Genomic DNA, 25,211 nt, shown 5'->3' with positions numbered 1-25,211 from the left:
CCTGAACTTGTTGTTATTCACGCGACCGGATGAAAACCAGCATCGGCATCATGATCACGAACATCACTCCTACAAGCTGGAAAGTGTGTACAAACGCAACCATTTGCGATTGCTGCTGCAACATCTGTTGGTATTGGTCTAACGCAACCGGGTCGGTAATGGAAAGCCCCTGATTGGCCGCCCAGTCATGCAAGTTAGGATTATAAGGATTAATACCCTCTCCCAGCGCATGCCATTGCTGCTGACTATCACGATATTGGAACGTGGTGGCGATAGAGATACCAAACGAACTACCAATCGTACGGAACAGATTGTAAATACTCGCCGCCGCAACAGATTGCTCTTTCGGAATCGTTAAATACGCCAAGGTTGATAGCGTCGAGAAGGTTAAACCAAGCCCCATCCCCTGAATCATGCTCGGCATCACTATCCAAAATGTATCGATCTGCAGTGAGTATTGCGTCATCAAATAGCTACCAATCCCGATGCAGCTCAAGCCAAAGACTATTTTGATTCTGGGATCGAATTGCGGATTGAGTTTAATCACCAAAATCAACATCGCCGCCGACGCCAACCCACGCGGTGCCATTAATAAGCCAGTGGTTGAGACCGGATAATCCAGCAAGCTTTCCAACAGCATTGGTTGTTGAGTCGTCAGACCAAACATCGCCATCGACACCACGGCAATCATCAATGACGAGACCATAAGGTTTCGGTCTTTCAGTAGCCACAATGGCGCTATTGGACTTTTGGTTTTCCAACTGCGATAGATCCACATCACCAATCCCATTACTGCGAGCAATATCGCCGTCTGAATCATACGTGAGTCGAGCCAGTCTTCTTCGTTACCTTTATCCAACACAAACTGCAACGCGCCCACACCTAATGCCATGTAACCGATGATCCACCAGTCAAAGTTAGGTTTGGATTTGTTGTCGATGTGGATATAGCGATAAATCAAAGAGGTACAGATCAAACCGAATGGCAAGTTGATGTAAAAAATCCAGCGCCAGTTGATGTTGTCGGTGATCACGCCACCCACGACTGGGCCCAAAATAGGACCAAGCAAAATGCCGATAGAGAAAATCGCCATCGCTTTGCCTTTTTGTTCGTACGGATAAATCTGTACTAACGTCGACTGCGCCAATGGAATCACCGACGCGCCGAAAGCGCCTTGGATAATGCGAAATAGCACCATCTCTTCAAGCGACTGTGCTTGCCCACAAAGCGCACTGGCAATCACAAAACCGATCACGGCAACCAGCATGACTTTGCGTTCACCAAAGCGAGACACCCAGAAACTGGTCATCGGAATGAAGATCGCTTCCGCCATGCTGTAACCCGTCAGCACCCAAGTAATTTGGTCTGCCGTTGCGCCCAACGCGCCCATCATGTGCGATAGCGACACGTTCGCAACGGTCATATCGATTAACACCATGATGGCAGAAAGCATCACGGCGACGGTGGCAATCCCCCGTTTGTCTGCCGTAATTTGATGGTTCATTGCACGCTACTTTGCAAATCAATGGTGACTTCTGAGCTCGCACCCACGCGAAGTTGCGGCGCATCGGCCGGTACTTCTAATGCCAAACGTACAGGGAAACGCTGTTTGATTTTGACCCAGTTACCCGTTGCGTTTTCTGGTGGCATCAAGGAGAACGATGTACCACTCGCAGGCGACAGCTGCTCTACCGTTGCTTTCCACACCACGTCTGGGTACATATCAATCACCACATCCGCATGCATACCAGGTTTGATGTGAGTAAGATCGGTTTCTTTAAAATTCGCGCGTACCCAATAGCTGTCTTTTAAAATCACAGGGAACAGCGTTTGACCCACGCTAACGACCGAGCCTACGTGCGTATTGATTTCACCGGCAATGCCATCCACTGGTGACGTAATGTCGGTGTAGCTCAAGTTCAGCTCCGCTTGCGCTAACTGAGCTGCCGCTTGTTGAACGACCGCAGCCTCTGCGCCTTCTTCACCACGGTTCGCAATGGCTTTTTCTACCGTCGCGCGCGCTTGCTCTAAGCTCGCTTGGGCATTGGCTAGTTTGTTTTTCGCCGTATCTAAATCTTGGTCCGACGCCAGTTTGCGTTTCACCAGTGAGTCTGTACGTTTGTACTCCACTTGCGCTTCTGTCAGGTTAGAGCGCGCCGCATCTAAGCCCGCTACGGCTTCAGTTACCTGCTTATCGGCAACGTCATGTTGCTGGACCGCCAATTGGTATGCCGCTTTTGCTTGCTTCACTGCCAACAGATATGGGCGTGAATCTATCTTCAGCAGTAGGTCACCTTTATTAACAGATTGGAAATCTTTGGCATCCACAGAAACCACTTGGCCTTTTACCTGAGGCGCTACCGACAAAATTTTTGCCCTAACGTAGGCATCTTCCGTGCTTGGATGACTGTCAGAATACTGCCAAGACCAATACATCGCACCAAATGCGATAACACAGAGAGTAAAGAAAAGAGTTTTTACCAGCTTAGATCTGGAGGAAGAATGCTTCGCGATGTCGCCGCTCATTTATATTGTCCACTTGTTCAATTATGTGATCAGTGTAGGACTTTTCGATCTTGGAACAATAAAATGATCTGCAAGGTTAAGATCCAGTTTTAAACCTTGAACTATTGCTTGAATCGTGTGCAATCTAATACACACGGAAATGCAGATAAAAAAAGGGGCAGTCCCCGTAACCGCCCCCAAAGTCATGCCAATAATTGTAATGCGCGTGTAATGTGTGTAACTACCGCTTTTCTTAGAACTTGTAACCGCCGCTGATCATAAATACCCAAGGGTTAATTTTGACGTCAGTTTTTTGCTTCGCTCCACCAAATTTGTATGTTGCTTCTGTTTCAATGTTTGCATACCACGCTGATGCGTTAAGGAACCATTGATCATTGATCATGTAGTCCACACCTACGTTTGCTGCTAAACCAAATGAATCGTCTAGCTTAAGATCAGTTAAGCCCACGTTTTTCGCTTTGTTGTTAAAGCCTTCATCAAAAAAGATAGTGTAGTTGAGACCTGCACCAACGTATGGACGGAACTTACTTTGTGGCTCGCCAAAGTAGTACTGAACCATAAGCGTTGGTGGAAGGTGTTTGGTGTCCGCGATATCACCAAGACCTAACAAGTCTGTTGAAATATCGTGGCTGAATGGTGTTGCTGCTAGAAGCTCTAGACTGATGTTATCTGTGAACATGTAGCCAAACGTCAAACCAAGCTGCGTATTTGAATCCACTTTCAATTCTTCTTGAGAACCAAGAATCTTATCGCTGCTGTCATTTGGAACGACAGAGGCCGCACCAACACGAAGAACGAAGTCACCTTGTTTATGAGCGAAAACACTTGGTGACATGAGTGCAGCAACCACTGCTAGACTGCAGATTGTTTTTTTCATTTTTTATTTCCTTTTGTAGCGCTTCGTTATGTCGTACCCAAAGGTGTGCCTGCTGAATGGCCTTAGGTTTCAAGTAAACTCAGCGCCTTGAAGCACACGGGCATCTATATTTTTTTTTGAGCTGCGCGCAATCTAGCACATAGAAACCCTACTATTTTGATGGAAATCAATTTGTGAAAAATATAGGTTTTTTGTATAGAAAAACGACATACCGATCAACAAATTATGCAAATCGGATACAATTCTGTAATGCAAACTGTGCGTGTGAGAAGCCATGCATACTCAAAAATACGAATCCTCTCGCTAAGGCTCGTAGCCAGCAAAAACTTTTTTCTTCCTCTACGTCTTCTATTTTCAAGAAACAACCCACTTAAAACGCTCGTTTTCCCCCTTAAAATCTCGATTTGAGGGGTTTGTAAAACACTGAAATACAAGAAGTTATTTTTCTTGAAAATCAGTCACTTGGAGTGCTAGTCTGCTCGCAGATAAGGAGAAGACATGTTAAAAACCGATCTCATTTTTGAACGAGAAAACTTTTCTCATCACGATTTTCAGAATGCCACCTTTAAAAACTGCCACTTTTATATGTGCAGTTTCGACCATGCCGATCTGCGCGATGCTAAGTTCATCGACTGTCGCTTTATCGAATCCAAAGCGCTAGAAGGATGTAGTTTTCGTTTCGCGAACTTAAAAGATGCTAGCTTTACGAACTGTATGCTGGCAATGAGCCTGTTTAACGGCGCAAATTGTATGGGCTTGGAGCTGCGTAAGTGCGATCTCAAAGGGGCAAACTTCCAAGGTGCGAACTTTGCTAATCGCGTCAGTAACACCATGTTTTTCTGTTCTGCTTTTATTACTGGCTGCAACCTCACCTACTGTAACTTCGAGCGAGTGTTACTAGAAAAATGTGACCTCTTTGAAAACCGTTGGAACGGTGCGAACCTCGCAGGGGCAACTCTCAAAGGCTCGGATTTATCTCGCTGCGAATTCTCGCCAGAACAATGGGGAACCTTTAACGTTGAGCAATGTGATCTGACTCATGTCGAACTAGACGGGCTGGATGTTCGCCGCGTTTCTCTGTTTGGTGTTAAAATTTGTGATTGGCAACAAGAGCAATTGCTTGCGCCTTTTGGACTGATCATTATCTAAGGAAAGGCCATGAACCTGTTTAAAGACTTACCGAATAACCTCGACGAGGAAGTGTTCGAAGACCTGCTGACCCACAAAAACCTGCGTATAGAACGCATTGTCTCAACAGGGCAAACCTCGCCCAAAAGTGGCTGGTACGATCAAGAAGAACATGAATGGGTATTGGTTCTTAAAGGAACTGGAGAGCTGACTTTTGAATCAGGTGTAGTGAAACGACTTGAGGCAGGCGATCACGTGACAATTCCGGCTCATACCAAACACAAAGTGAGCTGGACTGACCCAACGCAAGAAACCATCTGGTTGGCAGTGTTTTATCAATAAACACAAAACGATCTTAAATCGAAAGATAGGCGCTGAATTTGCTCGATACTACCAAGCCGTCACTGGCACTGTTTGATTTTGATGGCACCATCACTCGAGAGGATATGTTTAGCCTTTTCCTCCACTATTCTGCTTATGGCCTGCGCAAGCGAGTAGGAAAGGTCGCTATCATGCCATTTTATGCGCTGTACAAACTCGGAGTGTTACCCGCTCGTCTTATGCGTCCGCTCAGCAGTTTTATTGCATTTTCAGGGAAAGAAACGCAGCAAATTGAAGCGATTGGCGCTCAGTTTGCCCATGAAGTGATCCCGCTGTACTTACGGCCAGAAGCGATGGAAAGGTTGGCGTGGCATCAACACAGAGGCGATACCATTGTGGTGGTGTCGGCATCACTCAATGCGTATCTCAAGCCTTGGTGTGAAGCGAACGGTTACCACTTGCTGTGCAGTGAACTGATCTCAGAACAGCCAAAACTGAGTGGCTTTTACCAGCAAGGTGATTGCAGTTTAGAAAGAAAAGTCTCGCGCGTTAAGGCGGCGTTTTCGCTCGACGAGTTTGCGTCTATTTATGCCTACGGTGATACACACGAAGACATTCCGATGCTCAAACTGGCAGACTACGCGATGCTCAACTGGAGCGAGTGGAGAGCAAGCGAATAACGATATATGCTCTGATTTTCAAGACAACCACTCGCCAAAGTGGTCGCTTTAGACTGAAAAAACAAACCCTTCTCACATGAGAAGGGTTTTATTATTCAGGGCCCGAATAACTGGCTTAACGCCATACCCCCCATTGACCCGTTGTGCCTGGTTCCTCACCAGACGTCCACCACTGGGCAGTCCATTCTTTGCCGTTGTGCGTCACCACATCACCTTGGTTGTAAACGGCCGTCTTGTCCCACAAGTTGGTTGGCTCAACTGGTGGCGGTACATCCGCTTTGATCAGTGACAACGCATAACTGAAGTCTGCGCTTGGCGCTAATACTTGGTTCGCATTCACGTTCTTACTATCGAACATGTAGTGGTTCATCTCTTGATGCCAAATGCCTACATACCAATCGCCCGTTTGCTGCGCGTTAAATTGATCCGCAATTTCTGCCGCCCAAGTAGCCGTATTGTTTGCGCTGATTGGTAGTGAAATATCGACAATTTCATTCCCCGTCGCATTAAACGTACGGAAACGCACCGTATCGCCAGACTCTACTGGCCCAAAACCTTGCTGAACAAAGTAGCCTAGAGATGTCAGATTGTTGCCCGGTTCGGTTGGATCTACAGGGTCAGTCGGTGGCGTCGTGCCCGTTCCGTTTAACGTAATGTCACTACAGTTGTAGAAACCTTCCCCAGCGACATCAATGCGCTGCCAACGAGTATAAAGCACCGCATCGCCGGAACGATCAGCAGGGAAAGTCACCTGAATACGGTAGCGTTTTTCCGCATCAACATACACATCACCTGCGGTGTCGATCAGCTCTAAATCACTCCAAGTAAGAGGCTTTGAATCATCATAAGTTGGCTTGGTGAGATAGAATTCCCAGTACGATGGGTTGTGCGGCGCTTTACCGTAAAACACCAATTCAATTTGGTTGTTTGCATCTGGCGTAACATTGGTGCGCTGCCAGTTTGGAGAAGGAATGTTCAAGCCTTTCTTAGCGGCATCGCCGGCAGAACACAGTTCACCGTCACGAACCACCGCCTGAACGTGTGCCATGTCGCGGTAGTTTGGTACGTTCGCCGCGATTTCGCTGCGTTGCACAAACGGGTACGCGCCAGATTCTTCAAAAGCCGCTTTACACGCTTGGTTAGGAATCTCGTTGGTCCAAAAACCACCGTCTAAATAACACGTATTTTGACGAGCACTTGGAAACTCTACCCAGCCATGGGCGTTGACGTTAAATGAGCTCAATGCGGCAACAGCGCTTAAGCTCAAAAGAGGAAGTGTTACATGTGATTTCATCGTTCATCCTTAATTTTGCTGACTCGCCGCTCTGAAACACAAGCGGTTTAAGCAAAACTAGCAGGATGGGATTATTTAGAAGGTGAGAATAAATATGGAAATTGTAAGAGTGCCATCTGCTTTCCAGCATTTGTTGTGAACCATTCTCATACTCGACTGACTCTTTCGAGTCACTTCAAATTCGTGTGCCACAAAAACTGTCACTCTCGTTTGGCTAGCGCTCGTCTTTTGGTGTGTCCATCACCACCATGGTTGTGATCGACTTGACGTGTTCGCACTCACCCAACACATCAGCGTGAAACGCTTTATAAGCGGCGAGATCTTGCGTTTCCACACGCAGCAAATACTCGTTCGCACCAGTGATGTTGTGACATTCCACCACCTCGTTTACAAAACGCACATGCTCTTCGAAACCCAGCTGCGCCTGCTTAGAGTGCGAGGCCAAACCAATCGACACATAAGCGACAAAACCCACGCCAAGTTGCTGATTATCCAGTACCGCTCGGTAGCCTTTGATCACGCCTTTACGCTCTAAATCTTGCACTCGGCGTAAGGTTGCAGACGGAGATAAACCAACGCGTTCCGACAGCTCCACATTGGAGATTCTTCCGTCTCGTTTGAGCACTTGCAATATTCTTTCGTCAAATCTATCCATGATGATGTTTCATTGCTTATTTAGTTTCTAATCATCAAATAAAAGCACAATATTGACCTCAGTTCTACTTATAGTTGTTCTCAACTTATCGAGAACTGATTCAAGGAACAATCTATGGAATATCATCAACTGGGCGCTTTGGCGTTGTTCGCTTTTGTCTCCACTTTTACGCCGGGTCCCAATAACATTATGTTGATGACCTCAGGGGCAAATGTCGGCTTTAAACGCACTATCCCACACATGTTGGGCATTACCTTCGGCTTTGGTGCCATGTTAATTTTGGTGGGCATTGGCTTGATGAGCCTGTTCCATGCCTACCCGCTCACCCACTCCATTTTGAAAGTATTGAGCTTGAGTTATTTGCTGTACTTGACGTACAAAATCGCCACCAGCGACAAAACCGAAGCAAAACACGATTTTCGCCCGATGTCTTTTTTAGGGGCTGTCGCATTCCAGTGGGTGAACCCAAAAGGTTGGTCGATGGCGTTGACGGCGATTACGGTATACACCAGCGGCGGTTCTTGGCTTGAACTGACTTTTATCGCCGGTATCTTCTGTTTAGCCAACTTGCCATCGGTGACATTTTGGACGGCGGCAGGCATGCAATTGCAGCGTTGGTTGACCACATCTAGGCGTGTAAAAGGGTTTAACTATGGGATGGCAGCGCTTTTACTGCTGTCGACTATCCCAATGATATAGAAGACAAAATAGCCGTAAAACCGTGATCTAATACAAAGTTCAGGTAGATACTGAATCAATAATCACAATCTAACGCCACTTTTGGACAATGCCAGGGTCATAGTAGCGAAGCAATGCGCTATTTATTAAAAGCACACTAATCATAAGCCACAGCTATTTTTAATGTTCGTTGCTTGCTCGCAGTAACTGCGATGAATCTATCACCCCGGCCAAAAGCTCATGAGCTTAAGGTCCTTTACACAAGGAGCGTTACACAATGCACACTCGCAAGCTTATTCTTGCTGCCACTTTTGGATTATTATTGGCGGGTTGCAGTCAAACATACACCACAACCAATGCTGAAGTCATTCCACCCGAGTATCCAGTGGATTATTTCTTTAAAAACAGCGAAGTTTCTAGCTATCAAATCTCTCCTGCTGGTGACTACATCTCTATGATGAAGCCATGGCAAGACCGTAAGAACATCTTTGTTTATCCCACAAATAACCCCGATCAGATAAAACGCGTCACATCCGTAACAGGACGCGACATCGCATACTACTACTGGGTTGGCGAAGACACCGTAATTTACTCTCGTGATACGGGAGGAGATGAGAACTTTTATCTCGTGACGGTTAATGTCAAAACAGGCGAAGAGAAAACCATTACACCGACATCCGGTGTTGTGGCATACGTCATCGACACACTAGATAATCAACCCGATGACATTTTGATTTCGAGTAACGAGCGTAACCCGCAAGTCTTTGATGTATATCGACATAATCTAAAAACAGGCGAAAATACTCTCGTCGCGCAAAACCCGGGCAATGTGCGCTCATGGGGTACCGATCACGATGGCAACATTCGTGTCATCACCACATCAGATGGTGTTAATACCTCCGTTTTATATCGCGATACGGTTGAAGATGAATTTAAGCCACTAAAAAATCTCACTTTCAAAGAGAGCTTTAGCCCCATTTCATTCACGCCGGACAACAAAAACTTATATGTGGCCTCACGAATTACGCGTGATAAATCAGCCATCGTTGAATACGATGTAAAAGCCAATAAAGAAATACGAGAAATCTTCTCTCACCCGGAAGTTGACGTGAATAGCGCTCACTACTCTGAAGCGCTTAATAAGCTGGTTTCAGTCTCTTACGTGACAGATAAAAACCACTATCACTTCTTAGATGATTCCTACCAAAAAACGTTCGAACGCCTCTCAGAGAAACTGCCAAATGTAGAAATTTCTGTAACCAGTGCGACGCGAGATGAAAGTAAAATGATTGTCGTCACCTACAGCGATGTCGATCGACCAAATTACTACTTCTACGATCGTAACGCAGACAAATTGGAGAAATTGGCAGAAAACGCTCCATGGCATAAGCCAGAACATATGGCGAAGATGACGCCTATCCAATACACCGCTCGCGATGGAGAAACTATTCATGGGTACCTAACGCTGCCGAAGGGTCGAGAAGCCAAAGATCTGCCTTTGCTTGTGCTCCCACACGGCGGTCCGTGGGCTCGTGATCACTGGGGATTTCAGCCTGAGGTACAATTATTCGCTAACCGTGGTATCGCCGTGCTGCAAATGAACTTCAGGGGCTCAACTGGTTATGGTCGCGAGTTTTGGGAGAAGTCGTTCAAGCAATGGGGACAATCCATGCAGGATGACATTACCGACGGTGTCAAATGGGCTACCGAACAAGGTTACGCACAAGATGGCAACGTATGTATTTATGGTGCCTCTTATGGCGGCTACGCAACTCTGGCGGGGGTGACATTCACTCCGGATTTATATAAGTGCGGAATCGACTACGTTGGCGTATCTAACTTATTTACCTTTATGGACTCCATTCCACCTTATTGGGCACCATTCCTTGCAATGTTACACGAGCAAGTAGGCAATCCGAATGATCCTGAAGATGCGAAAATGATGAAAGCCTACTCACCAGTGTTCCATGTCGACCAAATTAAGGCACCCTTATTGGTCCTACAAGGTGCACAAGATCCACGCGTGGTGAAGAGCGAGTCAGACCAAATCGTTGATGCACTGCGCGAACGAGGCGTCGAGGTCGAATATATCGTGAAGGAAAATGAGGGGCACGGATTCCGCTCTCTGGAGAACCGTCTTGATGGTTACCAAGCGATGGATAGATTCCTAAAGACACATTTACTTGAGCAGACTCAGTAAGCCTTTACATCGTTAAGTTCGAAAGGGCATGTTGGCGTGCCCTTTCTTATTTTTCTACGTATTTTGCTCGACCCAGCCCCCAGTACTACTGCAATCCTCCAAGAATCCAGCTCAATTCACAGTGTAAATTTATATAAAGACACTACCCTCTTATGAGAGATCTTGATAATCTTAAATGAGAAAGAGAATAATTATCGAGTAGAGTCAAGGATGAAGAAGAAGCCTCAACCTAAAACGATTGTTGTCACAGATACAGAGACAATTACCCCAAATATGCAGCGTATTACTTTGCAAGGTGAAGCGCTAGGCCAGTTTCCACGCGACTGCGAAGGTAGCTACATCAAACTATTGTTCAATGAGATGGGCGGTACCGATTTGAGCACGCTAAGCGACGATAACCGACCATTAATGCGAACCTATACTATTCGTCGTTTCCATCCGGAAACACACACCATCGAAGTCGATTTTGTCCTCCACACCACACAAGATTTACAGTGTGGCTTTGCCGCGCGTTGGGCGATGGCCGCACAAAAAGGCGATACGATTAATATCGTAGGTCCAGGCAGTATCTCTAATTTAAATACCGAGGCTGATTGGTTCTTTATGGCCGCAGATATGACAGCACTTCCTGCCCTTTCAGCGAAAATTCGTACGCTACCAGAAGAAGCAAAAGGCTACGCCGTGATCAGTGTGATGTCTGCGGCAGACATCCAGCCTCTGCACGCACCAGCTGGTATAGAGCTAATTTGGCTTACAGAAGGTCAAACCCTAGCAGAAGCGGTACGCGAACAAAAATGGCTAGATGGGGACGCCGCAATATGGTGTGCGTGTGAGTTCGATTCAATGCGCGCGCTACGCCAATACTTCCGCAACGAGAAAGAAGTTGATCGTGAAAATATCTACATCAGCAGCTATTGGAAACAAGGCGTGTCGGAAGACGGGCACAAAGTGATTAAACGTGAAGACGCGGAATCCAATCAATAGTGATTCATGTTTTTTCGATTCCAGCTCTCATCCCAATAAAAACGCCCGGCATTACCGGGCGTTTTAGCAACATACCTTGTAATGAGGCACTTTAAACTGCTAATCAACAAGCTCTTGCGCCAAAAAGTCGATCAATAACCGCACTTTTGGCGACAAATTGCGACTTTGCGGATACAGCGCCCAAATGCCTTCGCGATCGTCGCGGTAATCGGTCAGCACCTCGACTAACTCACCACTGTCTAATGCTTCTTGAACGTAGTAATCCGGCAGCTGCACTAAACCAAGACCGCGTTTCGCTGCGTCCACCAAAGCAAAACCGCTGTTGCATTTAATCCGTCCCGACACGCGTAAAGATTTATCGCGTTTATTTTCCTTAAAGTGCCAATAGTCGACCGAGCCAACCAAGCATTGATGCCGTCCCAATTCCGACAACGTATGTGGCTCACCAAAACGCTCCAAGTACATCGGACTAGCACACACGTAGGTTTGACGTGAGGAAAGACGCTTGGCGATCATGCTGGAATCTTGCAAGCGGCCAAGACGAATCGCCACGTCCACACCTTGCTCAATCAAATCCAGCTTTTGGTTGGTCAGCACTAAATCAAGATCCACACGCGGGTACTTTTCCAAAAACTGATGCAAAAGCGGCGCGAGATTCATTTCCCCATACGTCACAGGAGCCGTCACGCGAAGCAAACCGCGCGGTTCGGTCTGCATTTGCGTGACGGCAAGCTCGGCCAGTTCTAACCCTTCCACCAAATGTTTACACTGCTGGTAATAGAGTTGTCCGGCTTCAGACAGGGAGACTTTTCGCGTCGTGCGATGCAGCAATTTCACCGCAAGTCGTTCTTCAAGAGCTGATACCCGACGACTGATTTGTGCCACCGATGTTTTCAGCTTAGCTGCTGCTCCGGTAAAACTGTTGGTTTCCGCCACAGCAACAAATTCGCTGACCCCTTCCCAATTCGCCATGCTGTATTCCTGTCGACCTCTTTTAGACAAATAGTGATGAAAATGTTCTCGTCGCGCTACGCTTTGAAAACGGGAGAATTTTACGCGTCAGGCAACGGACGAAGATCGCCGTACTGCGCATCAAGTTCAATGCCGAAGTATTCTTTCAATGCATCCAGATAGGCTTGGCCCGGTTCTAACTCTAATTCTGTCTGCTCACCTTCGCTGGTGTATTTGAGTGTGTAGTTAAGCAATGTCACCAACCCACTTTCTGTTGCTTTCGCCGCGACTCTTGCGCTGGTAAAACGCGAGTTGGGAGAAGTGGAGGTAAAAAAGTTGCCACACGCGATATCACCCGCAAACACAAACTCTAAATCGAAGCTATAAAGGTTGTTCCATGTGTCCGTTCCGTCCGTTGACAACACTTGAAGGAAGTAACCAAACTGGGCATCTTCAACAAAGCGGAAGGTTTGTAAATCCGTCTGAATCACTTGGTTGAGGATAAACGGCAATGGCGCGCGCGGCGTATTGGAGCCAAAGCCTACATCGACAATCCATGCTTGTTCATCCAGCGTCACCAACGTGATTTGATGGCTGCGACCTGTCGGCGTCCCCATCACGTGAACACGCCCAAGTAAGCTGCGCGCTTCAAACCCGAGGGTCTTGAGCACATCGAGCATTAAGCCATTCAGTTCAAAGCAGTAGCCACCACGGGAGTGATACACGGTTTTTTGAATGATGTCTTCAATCTCAACAGAGATGCCACGCTGCAACGAAATATCAAAGTTCTCAAACGGCAGGCAACGGTGCTGCGCTACGTGAATCTTGTGCAATGACTCCAAATCGGCGGGTAACTCACTCGGCAAACCGAGCTTGGTTAAATAGGCGTTCAGATCCGTCTTATTCATAATCACTCTTACTTATCTGATGGGTTGATTGTTTTCTACTCTAGTCCCTCTACCTAACCTCAGGTCAATCGCCTTTTCCGTTTTCCCTTCTGTTTTGAGGAGGCATCACACTCTTGTAGTCCACTCACCTTAGCATTATTACGTATATGTAAAAATCATTTTCAAAATGGACGGATTATCATTTTTATTGAAACACCTAGAATGGACACCAACAAAACGACGCAGCGCAGGAAGCAAACCTTAACTACGCTTATTACGTCACTCCATATACTGAGAATATAAAGGAAAATCCAATGACTCTTGAAATCAAACCTGGTCAAACTCACATCAAATCCAAGGCAATGGTTGCGTGGGCGGCTGGCGAGCCACTGAAAATGGAAGAAGTGGATGTACAGCTTCCTAAAGCGGGTGAAGTGCTAGTGCGCATCGTCGCGACAGGTGTTTGTCATACTGATGCGTTCACTCTGTCAGGCGACGATCCAGAAGGCATCTTCCCTTCAATTCTTGGTCACGAAGGCGGCGGTATTGTTGAAATGGTTGGCGAAGGTGTTACCAGCGTTGAGGTTGGCGACCACGTGATTCCTCTTTACACCGCAGAATGTGGCGAGTGTAAGTTCTGTAAATCGGGCAAAACCAACCTTTGTCAGGCCGTTCGTGAAACACAAGGTAAAGGTCTGATGCCAGATGGTACAAGCCGTTTTTCTATCAACGGTGAAACCATCTTCCACTACATGGGTTGTTCTACTTTCTCTGAGTACACAGTGCTACCTGAAATTTCACTAGCCAAAGTGAACAAGCAAGCGCCTCTTGAAGAAGTGTGTCTACTAGGTTGTGGCGTAACGACTGGTATGGGCGCGGTTCTGAACACTGCAAAAGTTGAAAAAGGCGACACGGTTGCGATCTTTGGTCTGGGCGGCATCGGTCTTTCAGCGATCATCGGTGCGCGCATGGCAGGTGCAAGCCGCATCATCGGTATCGACATCAACGAAAGCAAATTCGACCTAGCTAAACAACTTGGTGCTACAGACGTCATCAACCCACAAAAATTCGACAAACCAATTCAAGAAGTGATTGTTGAAATGACGGATGGCGGTGTGGATTACTCATTCGAATGTATCGGTAACGTAAACGTAATGCGTCAAGCGCTTGAGTGCTGTCACAAAGGTTGGGGTGAGTCGGTGATCATCGGTGTTGCGGGTGCAGGTCAAGAGATCTCAACTCGTCCATTCCAGCTGGTTACGGGTCGTGTATGGCGCGGCAGTGCGTTCGGTGGCGTGAAAGGTCGCTCTGAGCTTCCAGAAATCGTAAACCGCTACATGGCGGGTGAGTTTGGCTTACAAGAGTTCATTACTCACACGATGGGCTTGGAAGACGTAAACAAAGCATTTGATCTGATGCACGAAGGTAAGAGCATCCGTACCGTTATCCATATGGATAAGTAATGCTGACTCAGGCTCTCCGTAGGGGGAGCCTGAATTCATTCTGTTGTTAGAGAGTTTATCCATGACCATTGAAAATGTAAGCCAAACCAAAGTGTTTGGCGGTTGGCACAAACAATATACACACGATTCTAAAGCGTTGAACTGCACCATGCGTTTTGCGATTTTCTTGCCGCCGAATGCAACCAAATCCAACCCAGTACCCGCTTTGTACTGGTTGTCGGGCTTAACCTGCACCGATGAAAACTTTATGCAGAAAGCCGGCGCATTTCGTATGGCGGCAGAACTTGGGATTGCCATCATTGCTCCGGACACCAGCCCGCGTGGTGAAGGCGTTGCCGATGATGCAAGTTACGACTTGGGCCAAGGCGCAGGCTTTTATCTCAACGCCACTCAAGCACCGTGGTCACTGCATTACCATATGTACGACTACGTCACGCAAGAGCTGCCAGCCATCATCGAAGCCAACTTCCCAGTATCGGATGTGAAATCAATCTCTGGCCACAGCATGGGCGGACACGGTGCGCTCACCATTGGCCTTAAGAATCCGACACTATACCGCTCGATTTCAGCATTTAGCCCAATCAGCAACCCAATGCAGTGTCCGTGGGGACAAAAAGCATTCACCGCATACTTGGGCACTGATATCGAAAGTTGGAAGCAATACGATGCAAGTGAGCTTTTGAAGAAAGAAAAATCACCCTTACCAATTTTGGTTGATCAAGGCGATGCGGATGGTTTCTTGAGTGAGCAACTCAAACCGGAAGTCTTATTATCCGCAGCAAAACAACACGGTTCAGAATTGAATCTGAGAATGCAATCTGGCTACGACCATAGTTATTACTTTATATCGAGCTTTATAGACAATCATTTAAACTTTCACGCAAAATATTTATTTGCGTAAATAACAATGAAAATAACTTGATGATATATAAAAATAAAGCCACCAAATTAGGTGGCTTTATTGTATGACGTATTTAATAAATAAGTGCGATTATTCCAATAAAATCCAACGCACACCAAACATGTTGAGCTAATTATTTAAATCTTAAATTCAATGTTAATTCTGAGCGAGAGTTCATTAGGTGAGAATGGTATGGATTTTCATTGAAATTCGGTTAAATGACGTTAAATCGTCATATAACTCGATAATAATTTCTTTTTAATGACCTTTTAATTATTAATTAAGAAGTCACTAAAGAACCTTGACGTGAAGTAAACCTACAGTTACTTTTCAAACATAACATATTATAAAATCTCATACGGTTGGCTTTGTCATTAAAATCATAAATAATTTACCGCTAGCAACTTTTTGTTCTAGCTCGGTAAAAAGAATAAAAAACAAAAGGGCGTATGATGAAAAAAATTGTATCACTCAGTTTGCTGCTGTTCGCACCATTCCTTTCTGCCAATTCCATTACTTTTAGTAGTCCTCAACAACCTAGCGTCACACTTAAACTGGAAGAGCTTCAATCTCTCCCAACCACCAGCTACACCACTGATTTACCTTGGATTCAACAATCTTCAGAGTTTCTTGGTGTAAAGCTCAGCACGCTGCTGACTCATGTTTATGGAAGCATCCCAGAGCAAGTCGATATCGGCAGTTTAAACAACTATCACTCCACCTTATCTCGCAAAGATATTGTTCGTTATCAGCCAATTTTGGCGTACCAGCAAGATCATCATTACATCAAAGTGAGAAATAAAGGCCCTTACTGGGTGATATACCCTCTTAGTCAATATCCTGAATTGGATCACAATGAATATCATGCCCAAATGGTATGGCAAGTTAATGAGATGAAAATAAAACAAAAATAATGAAGTTATCAGAAGCTTACCCAATTAAACAAAAAAATTATTCGACGACCAGCAAAATGCTCCTTTTGGTTTTTGCCACTTCTTTATTGCTCGCAAATGTCATATTGCTCCAACAAACTCGGGTCTTAGCGCAAAGTTTTACTGATGAGCAAAAACAAGCGACATGGTTTTTATTCCAGTTATCGAAAGAACTTTCTGAGCTCGTCAGTGAAGCACGTCGACTGGACGAAAGTGTTTTAAAAATAGAAGGTGCAGAACTTCAGTATGAGCTTGCTTGGAGCCGTTTTGATTTATTAATAAATAGTAAAGACGTCTACACCTTTTTTTCTCGCAATCACATTCAACAATATTTTTTGCAACTGTTTAATGAGTTTAAAGAGTTAGAACCACTGTTGGTGGAAGCCAAAACCGGCGACAGCCAAGCGGCAGCTCAGTTTTATCGCGCCACTCAAACGCTGTATTTAAACTTGGTGGACTTTGTGAACCAGAACTTTCGCTTAACCAGCCAAGTGTACGAGACACAAAAAGATGAAAGCCAACGATTGATGAAAGCGCAATACATGCTGTTTGCCACTTTCGTCTTGTCGATTTCGTCGCTGACTTACTTCTTCTACAGAGAATCGCACTTCCATCGTAAGCTGGCGTTGAGTGACCCCCTTACTGGCCTTGGCAACCGAAATGCTCTGTTTCTCACGTTGAGAAATAACACCCGCAACCGAACGGCTTTTTCTTTGTGTCTGTTGGATCTAAACGGGTTCAAAAACGTGAATGACACGTACGGCCACCAAGCTGGTGATACAGTGTTGTGCGAAATTGCCAAGCGATTGAAAGACATGAATATTGATAGCTTCAGTACCTATCGGATGGGTGGAGACGAGTTTGCTGTCGTGATTGAGTCCTCAGACGTCGATGCAGAGGAGGCGAAAAAACACATCCATTCAGTGTTTGATACTCCGGTTCTGAACGCGAACAACGTATCGTCACTGTCGACCAGTATTGGCGTCGCACACTACCCAAGTGACAGCGATAATGTTGACTTTCTTATCAGCATAGCGGATAAGCGCATGTACAAAATGAAATTTCAACGTTAAACGGTATTTATGATGAGAAAGTTCATGCAAATACTGCTTCTACTGGCAGTCATTGCGGCAGGTGTGTTGGCTTGGGTATTCATCCCATCGCACGAAACCATCGGGCAAAAAACGCTTGAGCAGGCACTCAACGACGACTACAGCCTCGTTGGACATCGAATCTACTCAACCGATCCGGATGCTGGTAACCGATTCGGCTACTTCGTATTGGCAACGGGTCAGAGCATTGAAGAACAAGAGCCGTTTTTGGTCACTTCGGATCAGTTTATTCGCATGGAACAAACGGGTGATAACACCTTGTCTGTGACCGTCAATGGCCGTATCTACCAATACCACAACGACTTGTGGGTACCAAAATCGGATGGAAAGTTGCAGCACTTTTTAGTCAGCGCAACCGCTAAGTACGTGCGCTAAAAAACGGGAACATTACTACCCCATCCCACCACACACAAAAAAAACAAAGCCCTGCATGTACTGCGGGGCTTTTTACGTTAAGAAGAAAGTAACATCGAAAGGAGGGCGTTACTTCGCTAACACTTTCTCTTTAATCACTTTGAGTACCCCAGCCTCTTGGTTGCTTGGCGCAGAATAACGAGCGATTTTCTTAATCTCTTCATGCGCATTGGCAACCGCGTACGAATGCTCACTGACTTGCAGCATTTCGAGGTCGTTGAGGTAATCACCAAACGTCATGGTTTCGGCCGGAGTAAAATTCATCGTCTCTTGAAGATGCTTAATGGCCGCGCCTTTAGACGCCTCGGCATTCATCACATCCAGCCAAATTTTTGCGCTCACTACAACTTTATGCGTTGCGCCAAACTTCGCGTTCATGGTCGGGAACAGGAGCTCTTCCGAACCGTCAAAGTGACAAATCGCTACCTTGATGAACTCGTCTTCGACCTCAAGCAAATCCGCCACCGTTTCACAGCGATGGTAGTACTTTTGAAACTCTTCCAGTGATTGCTGATCATGCGTTTCGATGTACGCCGAGCGCTTGCCACACAATACGATGTTCGCTCCGTCAATTTCACGAGCCGCTTTCACAATCTCCGCCACTTCCGCTTTAGGAATTGTGCAACTGTAGAGCTCTTTGTCTTGGTACATCACCAAGGTGCCGTTTTCGGCCACATACAACACTCGATCTTTGATTGGCGCGAACGTGTCTCGCAGGCTGTAATACTGACGACCAGACGCAGCGGAGAACAAAATGCCTTGCTCTTCCAGTTGCAAAAACAGGTCGAAAAACTCTGGATCCAAACGACCGTATTGGTCAAGCAATGTGCCATCCATATCGGAAGCAATAAATTTGATGCGAACTTGTGACATTAACTAAAACTCTAAATGACGCTGCGAAAAATATATCCATGTAAGGTACAGGATCTTGTATGAATCTCAAGTCGGGATGACGACGCCTTTCGCGATTACCAAGGGTGCAGTTTAAAGTAATCTTCACTGTGATCGATGAAGGCTCTCACCGCAGGAGACAAGTGTTTACGTGATGAATACAGCGCGTAAATGTTGAGATCATTTGGCTTCCAATTCGGCAACACCGACTCAAGCTGACCCGATTGCAGATAGATATTGCTCAAATAGGTTGGCAGCATCGAAATACCCATGCCTTGTAACGCGCCATGCAATAACGCCGTGGCCTCATTGCTGGTTAGGCGACACTCAATTCCCACCGATTCGAACTGGTCGCTCTGAGACAAATGCCACACGTGACGCTCAAAGTTTTTGTAACCCAAACAGTCGTGTGAAGATAAATCTCGCGGATGCGCGATCGCGTGGTGAGTTTGCAAGTATTGTGGCGATGCTACCAACACCGATTCACACACCGCAATCGGCTTACCAATCAAAGAAGGATCGGGATCTGACGCAATTCGGATTGCCAGATCGATGCGTTGTTCGGTTAGATCACTCACTGAGTCTTGCAGATCTATGTCGATATGCACTTTGGGGTGCTTTTGCATAAAACTGTTTACTGCTGGGATCAACTGCGAGAACCCAAATGAAGTGCTAGACGCGAGACGGATTTTTCCGGACAGCTCACCATCAACGGCAATATTCGACGTCAACGTATCGGCCTGTTTTAACCAGCGCTCAATCTGAGGCAAGCTGCGCTCCCCTGCGGTGGTGAGCGACACCTTGCGCGTGGTGCGGTGCAACAAACGAGTTTGCAGCCAGTTCTCCATCGCCTCTACATAACGAGTCACCATTGGCCGAGACATGTCTAACCGCTCTGCGGTCGCGGTAAAACTGCCAGAATACACCACATCCACAAACACTTTTGCTGCCGTTACTCTGTCCATAGATTTGCTCGAAATAAGAAATAGTGATGTACATTATTGTGTATTTTTCCGAGCGTATCAATTTCCTAATATAGATCCCGTTCCCAAGCCATCGTCGCTTGGCCCCAAATTCTTTAGGAGCTTATTATGAAAAAATTCACTTTGATTGCTGCATCCGTTTTAATGGCAAGCCCTGTCCTAGCGGCAAACCACTCTCCCCTTACTCTTGAGGTTTACAACGCCGACGGTAACAGCTTCCACGTTAACTCAACCTTGGTATACGGTGAGACTGACGCCATGGTCATCGACACTGGCTTCACCAAAGCTGACGCGATGCGCATTGCCGCTAAAGTGTTGGACTCAGGCAAAACGCTTAAAACCATTTTTATCAGCCAAGCGGACCCAGACTACTACTTTGGCGCAGAGGCCCTACACCAACAGTTCCCTGATGCGCAGATCATCGCAACGCCTGCGGTTCAAAAAATTATTCAAGAGAAATTGGCTGGAAAGCTGGCGTACTGGGGACCAAAGCTTGGCGCAAACGCACCGGTAAAACCAGTGATCCCTGTCGCGTACAATAAAGCATCATTAGAGCTAGAAGGTCATAAGATTGAAATTCGTGGTAACCATGGCACATCAGCACACCGCCCTTACCTATGGATTCCAGATAACAAAGCGATTCTAGGTAACGTAGCCGTGTACTCAAACGTACATTTGTGGATGGCCGATGCCGCTGACCAAACCGCCATCAATGCTTGGGAGCAGCAGCTTAGCGAGATGCTTGCGCTTAAACCTCAAGTGGTCATCCCTGGTCACATGAAAGCAGGCACAAAGCTGAACGCAGACACCATTCGCTACTCGCAACAATACTTGCAGGATTTTCAGCAAGCGAAAAAACGCAGCAATAACAGCGCTCAACTCATTGACACCATGTCAGCGAAATACCCAGAAGCTCAATTACCAATCGCGCTAGAAATCGGTGCGAAAGTGCATACTGGTGAAATGTCATGGTAACCGTGCATTACTTCTTCGATCCCATGTGTGGTTGGTGCTACGGGGCATCACCACTCATCGAAGCCTTGATGGACACCTCTCAATTTAAGGTGGAGCTTCATCCCGGCGGCATGATTGAGAAACGCGCGATTGAGCCTGAATTTCGTCAGCACATCATCAACAGTGACGCTCGTATCGCAACCGAAACCGGAGCAACGTTTGGTGAAGCATATCTGCAACGCGTGAAAAGCGAAGATGCGTTTGTTCTTGATTCTTATCTACCCACACAAGCGATCTTGAGTGCGGAGAAAATGGGGCTGAATCCATGGCACATGCTAAAGGCCATCCAATCTGCGCATTATCAGCTCGGGTTAAAAGTGAATGAAGCATCGACGCTCAAAGCCATTGCAGAATCGCTAGGTTTAACAAGTGATGCGTGGGAGCAAAACATGACGTTAAGCGAAGCCGAACTAGATGAGAGAATTCACTCCAGCCGACAGTTGATGCGCCAGTTACACGTTGGTGGTTATCCAACCCTGATTGTAGAAGTAAATGGCGAGTACTTGACCTTGCCGCACTCAGCCTACTACGACAAACCGGCACAGTGGAAGCTTGCATTACAAAAACTGCAATAAGCTCTTCCCCACTCGCTCTTGTTCTTAATCCAAGAGCGAGTGCCAACACCGACATGGCAATCCTGACTCAAACAGGTACAATCCTCGCTCGATTTTTTACTCGCGCGGATACCCACCATGCACTCGCCTGAACATTGTTTTACTCGTTTTACTGCTGATACTTCTGGCTATGAATTACCAACGCAGTTTACGTTTCCGTTCTACTACACGCCGCATCCTCTTTGCGTTATAGCCGCAAAGCAATTGCAACAGCATTTATTAGCGCAAACCGACTTCGAACACGATTTTGGTTTGGTTAATGAAGAAACGGGGCGAGGCAAAATGTTTGGCGTATTGCTGGTAAAAAGCCCTCAAGGCGAGCTCGGCTTTTTAAGTGCATTTTCTGGCAAAATTGCTGACCAAAACTTGATTCCAGGGTTTGTCCCTCCTGTGTACGACATGCTGACCGATGAAGGCTTCTTCCGCGCAGAAACGGATGCCATCAACGCCGCCAATGCGGAGTACAAAACCTGTGCCGCGAATCCGGAATTGGCAGATCTTAAAGCGCAAATACAAGCCGACCGAGCCGCTTATCAACAAGAAGAGCAAACACAGCGCCAAGTAATGATTGACGGCCGCGCCGCTCGCAAACGACAGCGTCAACAGGGCGAGCAAACACTCAATGCCGATGATCTCAAAATCTTGTTGGATGAGTTGGGTAAGCAAAGTGTCGCCGAGAAAAACGTTCTCAAATACTTAAAGCAAGCGTGGGATGAAAAGCTTGCAATCAAAGAAGCGCGATTGGCCGAGTTAGAGCAGCAACTTGCTCACCTGAAAGAGCAGCGCAAGACACTCTCCAACGCTTTACAGCACAAACTGCATAAACAATACCGCTTCCTAAACAACCATGGCGAAGCACGCGACTTGGTGGACATTTTTTCGGACACCACAAACCCAGTACCACCAGCAGGTGCAGGGGAATGTGCTGCGCCAAAACTGCTCCAATACGCGTTTAAACACGGATTCAAACCGCTGGCGTTGGCAGAATTTTGGTGGGGTGTGTCGCCAAAGTCTGAAGTTCGCCAACACAAAAAATTCTACCCATCGTGCAACAGCAAATGTCAGCCGATTTTAGGCCATATGATGCAAGGGCTGGACGTCGAACCCAACCCATTAGCGGAGAATTGGGCAGAAGACAAAGAGCTGGAGATAATCTACCAAGACGACGCTATGGTCGTCGTCAACAAGCCCTCGGGCTTACTTTCAGTGCCTGGTAAAACTATCAAGGACTCTGCTTATACGCGCCTACAAGCGATGTACCCTGATGTGGAAGGGCCGTTTGTGATTCATCGCCTCGACATGGCGACCTCTGGCATTTTGGTGTTTGCCTTAACCAAACGCGCGAACAAAAGTCTGCAAAAACAGTTTATGGCTCGCGACGTACAAAAACGTTATATGGCACTGCTCGAAGGCGTATTAAACGAGCCTGAAGGGGAAATCTCACTGCCAATGCGTGGTGACCCCGACGACCGCCCACGTCAACTGGTGTGTTTTGAACACGGGAAACATGCAGAAACCTACTGGCAACTGATTGACGTCAAAGATGGACGCAGCAAGGTATACATGTATCCGAAAACCGGGCGAACTCACCAACTACGTGTACACAGTGCCCATCACATGGGGTTAAACATGCCGATGGTTGGTGATGGTTTATACGGCGAAAAAGCGAATCGCTTACACCTGCATGCTGAGATGCTAGAGCTGGATCATCCATACAGCAAAGAGCGCATGGTGTTCAAAGCTGAGTGCGAATTCTAACGTCTTCCAGATTTTAAATAACAAAAAGGCACTGACTAACAGTGCCTTTTTGGGTTTCTAACAACAGAATAAGCGTGATGCGCGATACCAAAAACCGTTAGCTCACCTTAAACTTGGTCCACACCTGAGAACGCCAACGCCTTGCCATGATGATACCACGCACCCATTCATCGAGAGCGATTGCCATCCAAGCCCCTAAAACGCCATAACCCAAGTGGATGCCAAAGATATAAGAGAAAAGCACGCCTAGTCCCCACATACTCAAAATCCCCATTTGCACTGGGAACTTGATGTCACCCGCGCCTTTGAGCCCCGCGATAAAAATCAGGTTAAACACACGTCCGGCCTCGAGCAAAATTGAGCCCATGACTAACGAACCTGCCAATGCGAGTATCTCTGGTTGATCGGTAAATACGCGCAGAATCTCTTCTCTAAACAGGTAAATCAGTGTGGTTGCCGCCGTTGATGCCACAAATCCCACTAAGAAGTAGATTTGTACACGTTTTAAAATGCTGCTCACCCAACCTTTACCGATGTAGTAACCAGTCTGAATTTGCGCTGCCTGACCAATTGCCAACGCGAAAGCAAACGAGAAACGGGCAATGTTTTGTGCATAAGTGAAAGCTGCCAACGATGCCGTCCCCATTTGCACCACAAAGTACACAATGCAGATTTGCGCCACGTTGTAAGACAGCACTTCACCCGCGTTCATGCCGCCGATTTTTAAGATCTTTTTGTAAATCTTTGCGGGCACTTGTTTCATGGTCGACATCGGCAGTTCAATGCTGCTGCGAGCGAGAATAAACCATAACATTAACGTACCGATGACTTGGCTGACGACGGTTGCTATTGCTACACCTTGCACACCATACACAGGTAAACCGAATGGCTGGTAAAGCGCAATATAGTTACCAATGATGTTGAACACACCCGAGATCAAGTTTACCACCATTGGAGAGCGTGAATAGCCATGGCTACGCAGAATGGTCGTAAAGACTATGCCTATGGTGACGTTGAACGTCATCGCTCCGCTGATCAGCAAATATTCACGTGCGTATTGCTCGACTTGTGCCTCCAAACCGTAATACGGGAGCAGGAATATCGCGCCAAGCACGGCAATCACACTCAATAGCACACCGATGATCACAGACAGCGCAATACTTGCTACGCCGACATTCACAGACTCTTGCTCGCGCCCTGCGCCATTGTATTGGGCAATCAAAATCCCCGTTCCGCTGCTGACAAACGTCGAAACGATGATTAAGAAAAAAGTAATCTGCGTGATCACACCAACAGCGGATACGGCTTTGTCCGAGTAGCCACTCAGCATGAACACGTCACTGGTTCCTAAAGCCGTCCGTAGCAAAATTTCGACAAGAATCGGCCAAGCTAATGCCACGATGGACATTCGTTGGTTGATGTTTTGGCTTTTAGGCATGTTTTTAACCTTTCCAACAACTAAAACTGCCTCGCAGAGAACTGTGAGGCAGTCTATAAAAAGTAATTCGGGATTCGTTTGAGATGAAACTGAGATTCAGCGCGGATTTTAGTCGGAGATTGGTCACAACGACAACAATAATTCCTGTCATTTGAGGAAAATATTTCTAATGATTTTTCAAGCCCACGCGACTCATTGACGGCGCTTAGAGATCATCGACTGACGAACAATGAGCTCAATAGGTACGCGGTTGATAAGTGGCTTAACGCCGTTAAATGACGCCATTCAGCGAATTGAGAATCGACTCGCCAACAGCCGTTTTTATGCATTATCTGTATTTATCAACGTGCACACATCAAGGTAACTTTGTAACCGTCATCACCATATTGCAGGCAACATATCGATAGATATCGTAATAAACAAAACCCTTGGCGTCGTCACACCCAGAAAATTCCTTACAAGATTCAATCACCTCGCAACATGACTAAGTTCACATTTGGCGATTTTGTT

General features: G+C 46.5%; 24 protein-coding genes. 14 read left to right on the top strand and 10 right to left on the bottom strand.

What is annotated here, in order from left to right; all coding sequences use genetic code 11:
• Window positions 1-13: 13 nt before the first annotated feature.
• From UF05_RS12900 to ompW, 3 genes are all read right to left on the bottom strand, one after another.
• Window positions 14-1,504: an MDR family MFS transporter gene (locus UF05_RS12900; protein ID WP_045545642.1), complete on the bottom strand. Its 1,491-nt coding sequence runs from the start codon at window positions 1,502-1,504 to the stop codon at window positions 14-16.
• Window positions 1,501-2,526: an HlyD family secretion protein gene (locus UF05_RS12895; RefSeq protein ID WP_045545641.1), complete on the bottom strand. Its 1,026-nt coding sequence runs from the start codon at window positions 2,524-2,526 to the stop codon at window positions 1,501-1,503. Before UF05_RS12895 ends, UF05_RS12900 begins: the two co-directional genes overlap by 4 nt.
• A gap of 232 nt (window positions 2,527-2,758) precedes the next feature.
• Complete coding sequence (gene ompW / locus UF05_RS12890; protein WP_029838642.1) at window positions 2,759-3,403, bottom strand: outer membrane protein OmpW; 645 nt, start codon at window positions 3,401-3,403, stop codon at window positions 2,759-2,761.
• Between the two features lie 498 nt (window positions 3,404-3,901).
• On the opposite strand from ompW, the gene UF05_RS12885 reads away from it, so the two are divergent.
• The 3 genes from UF05_RS12885 to UF05_RS12875 are packed head-to-tail and all read left to right on the top strand — an operon-like array spanning window position 3,902 to window position 5,532.
• Window positions 3,902-4,552 carry a Qnr family pentapeptide repeat protein gene (locus tag UF05_RS12885; protein WP_005391967.1) on the top strand — a complete coding sequence of 217 codons (651 nt, stop codon included), beginning with the start codon at window positions 3,902-3,904 and terminating at the stop codon, window positions 4,550-4,552.
• Between the two features lie 9 nt (window positions 4,553-4,561).
• The gene (locus UF05_RS12880; protein WP_029865421.1) at window positions 4,562-4,873 is read left to right on the top strand and encodes a cupin domain-containing protein; all 312 of its coding nucleotides are present in this window, start codon (window positions 4,562-4,564) and stop codon (window positions 4,871-4,873) included.
• A 38-nt stretch (window positions 4,874-4,911) separates the two neighbouring features.
• Entirely contained in the window at window positions 4,912-5,532 is a 621-nt protein-coding gene (locus UF05_RS12875; RefSeq protein WP_005460778.1) for an HAD-IB family hydrolase, read from the top strand.
• A 115-nt stretch (window positions 5,533-5,647) separates the two neighbouring features.
• Here the strand turns inward: UF05_RS12875 and UF05_RS12870 are convergent, their stop codons facing one another.
• Both UF05_RS12870 and UF05_RS12865 read right to left on the bottom strand, forming a co-directional pair.
• Window positions 5,648-6,826 (bottom strand): lytic polysaccharide monooxygenase, encoded by a 1,179-nt coding sequence (locus tag UF05_RS12870; protein WP_025501431.1) that lies wholly within the window; start codon window positions 6,824-6,826, stop codon window positions 5,648-5,650.
• Between the two features lie 214 nt (window positions 6,827-7,040).
• Window positions 7,041-7,481 carry an Lrp/AsnC family transcriptional regulator gene (locus tag UF05_RS12865; protein ID WP_005482841.1) on the bottom strand — a complete coding sequence of 147 codons (441 nt, stop codon included), beginning with the start codon at window positions 7,479-7,481 and terminating at the stop codon, window positions 7,041-7,043.
• A 114-nt stretch (window positions 7,482-7,595) separates the two neighbouring features.
• Between UF05_RS12865 and UF05_RS12860 the strand changes: the two genes are divergently transcribed.
• The 3 genes from UF05_RS12860 to UF05_RS12850 all read left to right on the top strand — a co-directional run bounded on the left by UF05_RS12860 (window position 7,596) and on the right by UF05_RS12850 (window position 11,343).
• Window positions 7,596-8,180: a LysE family translocator gene (locus UF05_RS12860; protein WP_025631375.1), complete on the top strand. Its 585-nt coding sequence runs from the start codon at window positions 7,596-7,598 to the stop codon at window positions 8,178-8,180.
• 256 nt (window positions 8,181-8,436) lie between these two features.
• The gene (locus UF05_RS12855; RefSeq protein WP_045545640.1) at window positions 8,437-10,359 is read left to right on the top strand and encodes a S9 family peptidase; all 1,923 of its coding nucleotides are present in this window, start codon (window positions 8,437-8,439) and stop codon (window positions 10,357-10,359) included.
• Between the two features lie 210 nt (window positions 10,360-10,569).
• Entirely contained in the window at window positions 10,570-11,343 is a 774-nt protein-coding gene (locus tag UF05_RS12850) for a siderophore-interacting protein (protein ID WP_045545639.1), read from the top strand.
• 99 nt (window positions 11,344-11,442) lie between these two features.
• On the opposite strand, the gene UF05_RS12845 is transcribed toward UF05_RS12850, so the two are convergent.
• Together UF05_RS12845 and UF05_RS12840 are read right to left on the bottom strand one after the other, a co-directional pair.
• Complete coding sequence (locus tag UF05_RS12845; RefSeq protein ID WP_020841645.1) at window positions 11,443-12,315, bottom strand: LysR family transcriptional regulator; 873 nt, start codon at window positions 12,313-12,315, stop codon at window positions 11,443-11,445.
• A gap of 80 nt (window positions 12,316-12,395) precedes the next feature.
• Window positions 12,396-13,202, bottom strand: a complete 807-nt coding sequence (locus UF05_RS12840) for an arylamine N-acetyltransferase family protein (protein ID WP_045545638.1) — start codon at window positions 13,200-13,202, stop codon at window positions 12,396-12,398.
• A 293-nt stretch (window positions 13,203-13,495) separates the two neighbouring features.
• Between UF05_RS12840 and UF05_RS12835 the strand changes: the two genes are divergently transcribed.
• From UF05_RS12835 to UF05_RS12815, 5 genes are all read left to right on the top strand, one after another.
• Window positions 13,496-14,644, top strand: a complete 1,149-nt coding sequence (locus UF05_RS12835; RefSeq protein WP_005464962.1) for an S-(hydroxymethyl)glutathione dehydrogenase/class III alcohol dehydrogenase — start codon at window positions 13,496-13,498, stop codon at window positions 14,642-14,644.
• A 61-nt stretch (window positions 14,645-14,705) separates the two neighbouring features.
• Window positions 14,706-15,545, top strand: coding sequence for an S-formylglutathione hydrolase (gene fghA, locus UF05_RS12830; protein WP_020841643.1), 840 nt, complete (start codon window positions 14,706-14,708; stop codon window positions 15,543-15,545).
• A 452-nt stretch (window positions 15,546-15,997) separates the two neighbouring features.
• Window positions 15,998-16,459: an oxidoreductase gene (locus UF05_RS12825; RefSeq protein WP_005482833.1), complete on the top strand. Its 462-nt coding sequence runs from the start codon at window positions 15,998-16,000 to the stop codon at window positions 16,457-16,459.
• The gene (locus UF05_RS12820) at window positions 16,459-17,550 is read left to right on the top strand and encodes a GGDEF domain-containing protein (protein ID WP_045545637.1); all 1,092 of its coding nucleotides are present in this window, start codon (window positions 16,459-16,461) and stop codon (window positions 17,548-17,550) included. Before UF05_RS12825 ends, UF05_RS12820 begins: the two co-directional genes overlap by 1 nt.
• Before the next feature lie 9 nt (window positions 17,551-17,559).
• Window positions 17,560-17,964 (top strand): hypothetical protein, encoded by a 405-nt coding sequence (locus UF05_RS12815; protein WP_031813571.1) that lies wholly within the window; start codon window positions 17,560-17,562, stop codon window positions 17,962-17,964.
• A gap of 108 nt (window positions 17,965-18,072) precedes the next feature.
• Here the strand turns inward: UF05_RS12815 and UF05_RS12810 are convergent, their stop codons facing one another.
• Window positions 18,073-18,876, bottom strand: a complete 804-nt coding sequence (locus UF05_RS12810) for a Cof-type HAD-IIB family hydrolase (protein WP_025508925.1) — start codon at window positions 18,874-18,876, stop codon at window positions 18,073-18,075.
• 95 nt (window positions 18,877-18,971) lie between these two features.
• On the bottom strand, window positions 18,972-19,859 hold the full coding sequence (locus UF05_RS12805; RefSeq protein ID WP_045545636.1) for a LysR family transcriptional regulator: 888 nt from the start codon (window positions 19,857-19,859) through the stop codon (window positions 18,972-18,974).
• A 126-nt stretch (window positions 19,860-19,985) separates the two neighbouring features.
• Here UF05_RS12805 and UF05_RS12800 point away from each other — a divergent pair, with 126 nt between their 5' ends.
• The 3 genes from UF05_RS12800 to UF05_RS12790 all read left to right on the top strand — a co-directional run bounded on the left by UF05_RS12800 (window position 19,986) and on the right by UF05_RS12790 (window position 23,263).
• Entirely contained in the window at window positions 19,986-20,852 is an 867-nt protein-coding gene (locus UF05_RS12800) for an MBL fold metallo-hydrolase (protein ID WP_045545635.1), read from the top strand.
• Window positions 20,846-21,466 carry a DsbA family protein gene (locus UF05_RS12795; RefSeq protein WP_045545634.1) on the top strand — a complete coding sequence of 207 codons (621 nt, stop codon included), beginning with the start codon at window positions 20,846-20,848 and terminating at the stop codon, window positions 21,464-21,466. The genes UF05_RS12800 and UF05_RS12795 overlap by 7 nt, the downstream gene beginning before the upstream one ends.
• 117 nt (window positions 21,467-21,583) lie before the next feature.
• Window positions 21,584-23,263: an RluA family pseudouridine synthase gene (locus UF05_RS12790; protein ID WP_045545633.1), complete on the top strand. Its 1,680-nt coding sequence runs from the start codon at window positions 21,584-21,586 to the stop codon at window positions 23,261-23,263.
• Between the two features lie 97 nt (window positions 23,264-23,360).
• Here UF05_RS12790 and UF05_RS12785 read toward each other — a convergent pair whose 3' ends face one another.
• Window positions 23,361-24,701, bottom strand: a complete 1,341-nt coding sequence (locus tag UF05_RS12785; RefSeq protein WP_045545632.1) for an MATE family efflux transporter — start codon at window positions 24,699-24,701, stop codon at window positions 23,361-23,363.
• Window positions 24,702-25,211: the final 510 nt, after the last annotated feature.

The organism is Vibrio sp. S457-15, from assembly GCF_000960545.1.
GTDB classification, from domain to species: Bacteria; Pseudomonadota; Gammaproteobacteria; order Enterobacterales; family Vibrionaceae; genus Vibrio; species Vibrio parahaemolyticus.
Note: the sequence above shows the minus strand (reverse complement) of the source record. Positions and strands in the feature narration are given on the sequence as shown.

Bases quoted from the DNA above. Each gene is read 5' to 3' on its own strand.
- UF05_RS12885 (WP_005391967.1), top strand. From the start codon at position 3,902: ATGTTAAAAACCGATCTCATTTTTGAACGAGAAAACTTTTCTCATCAC.
- UF05_RS12845 (WP_020841645.1), bottom strand. From the start codon at position 12,315: ATGGCGAATTGGGAAGGGGTCAGCGAATTTGTTGCTGTGGCGGAAACC.
- UF05_RS12835 (WP_005464962.1), top strand. From the start codon at position 13,496: ATGACTCTTGAAATCAAACCTGGTCAAACTCACATCAAATCCAAGGCA.
- UF05_RS12795 (WP_045545634.1), top strand. From the start codon at position 20,846: ATGGTAACCGTGCATTACTTCTTCGATCCCATGTGTGGTTGGTGCTAC.
- UF05_RS12860 (WP_025631375.1), top strand. From the start codon at position 7,596: ATGGAATATCATCAACTGGGCGCTTTGGCGTTGTTCGCTTTTGTCTCC.
- UF05_RS12785 (WP_045545632.1), bottom strand. From the start codon at position 24,701: ATGCCTAAAAGCCAAAACATCAACCAACGAATGTCCATCGTGGCATTA.
- UF05_RS12825 (WP_005482833.1), top strand. From the start codon at position 15,998: ATGAAAAAAATTGTATCACTCAGTTTGCTGCTGTTCGCACCATTCCTT.
- UF05_RS12865 (WP_005482841.1), bottom strand. From the start codon at position 7,481: ATGGATAGATTTGACGAAAGAATATTGCAAGTGCTCAAACGAGACGGA.
- UF05_RS12855 (WP_045545640.1), top strand. From the start codon at position 8,437: ATGCACACTCGCAAGCTTATTCTTGCTGCCACTTTTGGATTATTATTG.
- ompW (WP_029838642.1), bottom strand. From the start codon at position 3,403: ATGAAAAAAACAATCTGCAGTCTAGCAGTGGTTGCTGCACTCATGTCA.
- UF05_RS12810 (WP_025508925.1), bottom strand. From the start codon at position 18,876: ATGTCACAAGTTCGCATCAAATTTATTGCTTCCGATATGGATGGCACA.
- UF05_RS12850 (WP_045545639.1), top strand. From the start codon at position 10,570: ATGAAGAAGAAGCCTCAACCTAAAACGATTGTTGTCACAGATACAGAG.
- UF05_RS12880 (WP_029865421.1), top strand. From the start codon at position 4,562: ATGAACCTGTTTAAAGACTTACCGAATAACCTCGACGAGGAAGTGTTC.
- UF05_RS12900 (WP_045545642.1), bottom strand. From the start codon at position 1,504: ATGAACCATCAAATTACGGCAGACAAACGGGGGATTGCCACCGTCGCC.
- UF05_RS12870 (WP_025501431.1), bottom strand. From the start codon at position 6,826: ATGAAATCACATGTAACACTTCCTCTTTTGAGCTTAAGCGCTGTTGCC.
- UF05_RS12895 (WP_045545641.1), bottom strand. From the start codon at position 2,526: ATGAGCGGCGACATCGCGAAGCATTCTTCCTCCAGATCTAAGCTGGTA.
- UF05_RS12815 (WP_031813571.1), top strand. From the start codon at position 17,560: ATGATGAGAAAGTTCATGCAAATACTGCTTCTACTGGCAGTCATTGCG.
- UF05_RS12820 (WP_045545637.1), top strand. From the start codon at position 16,459: ATGAAGTTATCAGAAGCTTACCCAATTAAACAAAAAAATTATTCGACG.
- UF05_RS12800 (WP_045545635.1), top strand. From the start codon at position 19,986: ATGAAAAAATTCACTTTGATTGCTGCATCCGTTTTAATGGCAAGCCCT.
- UF05_RS12840 (WP_045545638.1), bottom strand. From the start codon at position 13,202: ATGAATAAGACGGATCTGAACGCCTATTTAACCAAGCTCGGTTTGCCG.
- fghA (WP_020841643.1), top strand. From the start codon at position 14,706: ATGACCATTGAAAATGTAAGCCAAACCAAAGTGTTTGGCGGTTGGCAC.
- UF05_RS12805 (WP_045545636.1), bottom strand. From the start codon at position 19,859: ATGGACAGAGTAACGGCAGCAAAAGTGTTTGTGGATGTGGTGTATTCT.
- UF05_RS12790 (WP_045545633.1), top strand. From the start codon at position 21,584: ATGCACTCGCCTGAACATTGTTTTACTCGTTTTACTGCTGATACTTCT.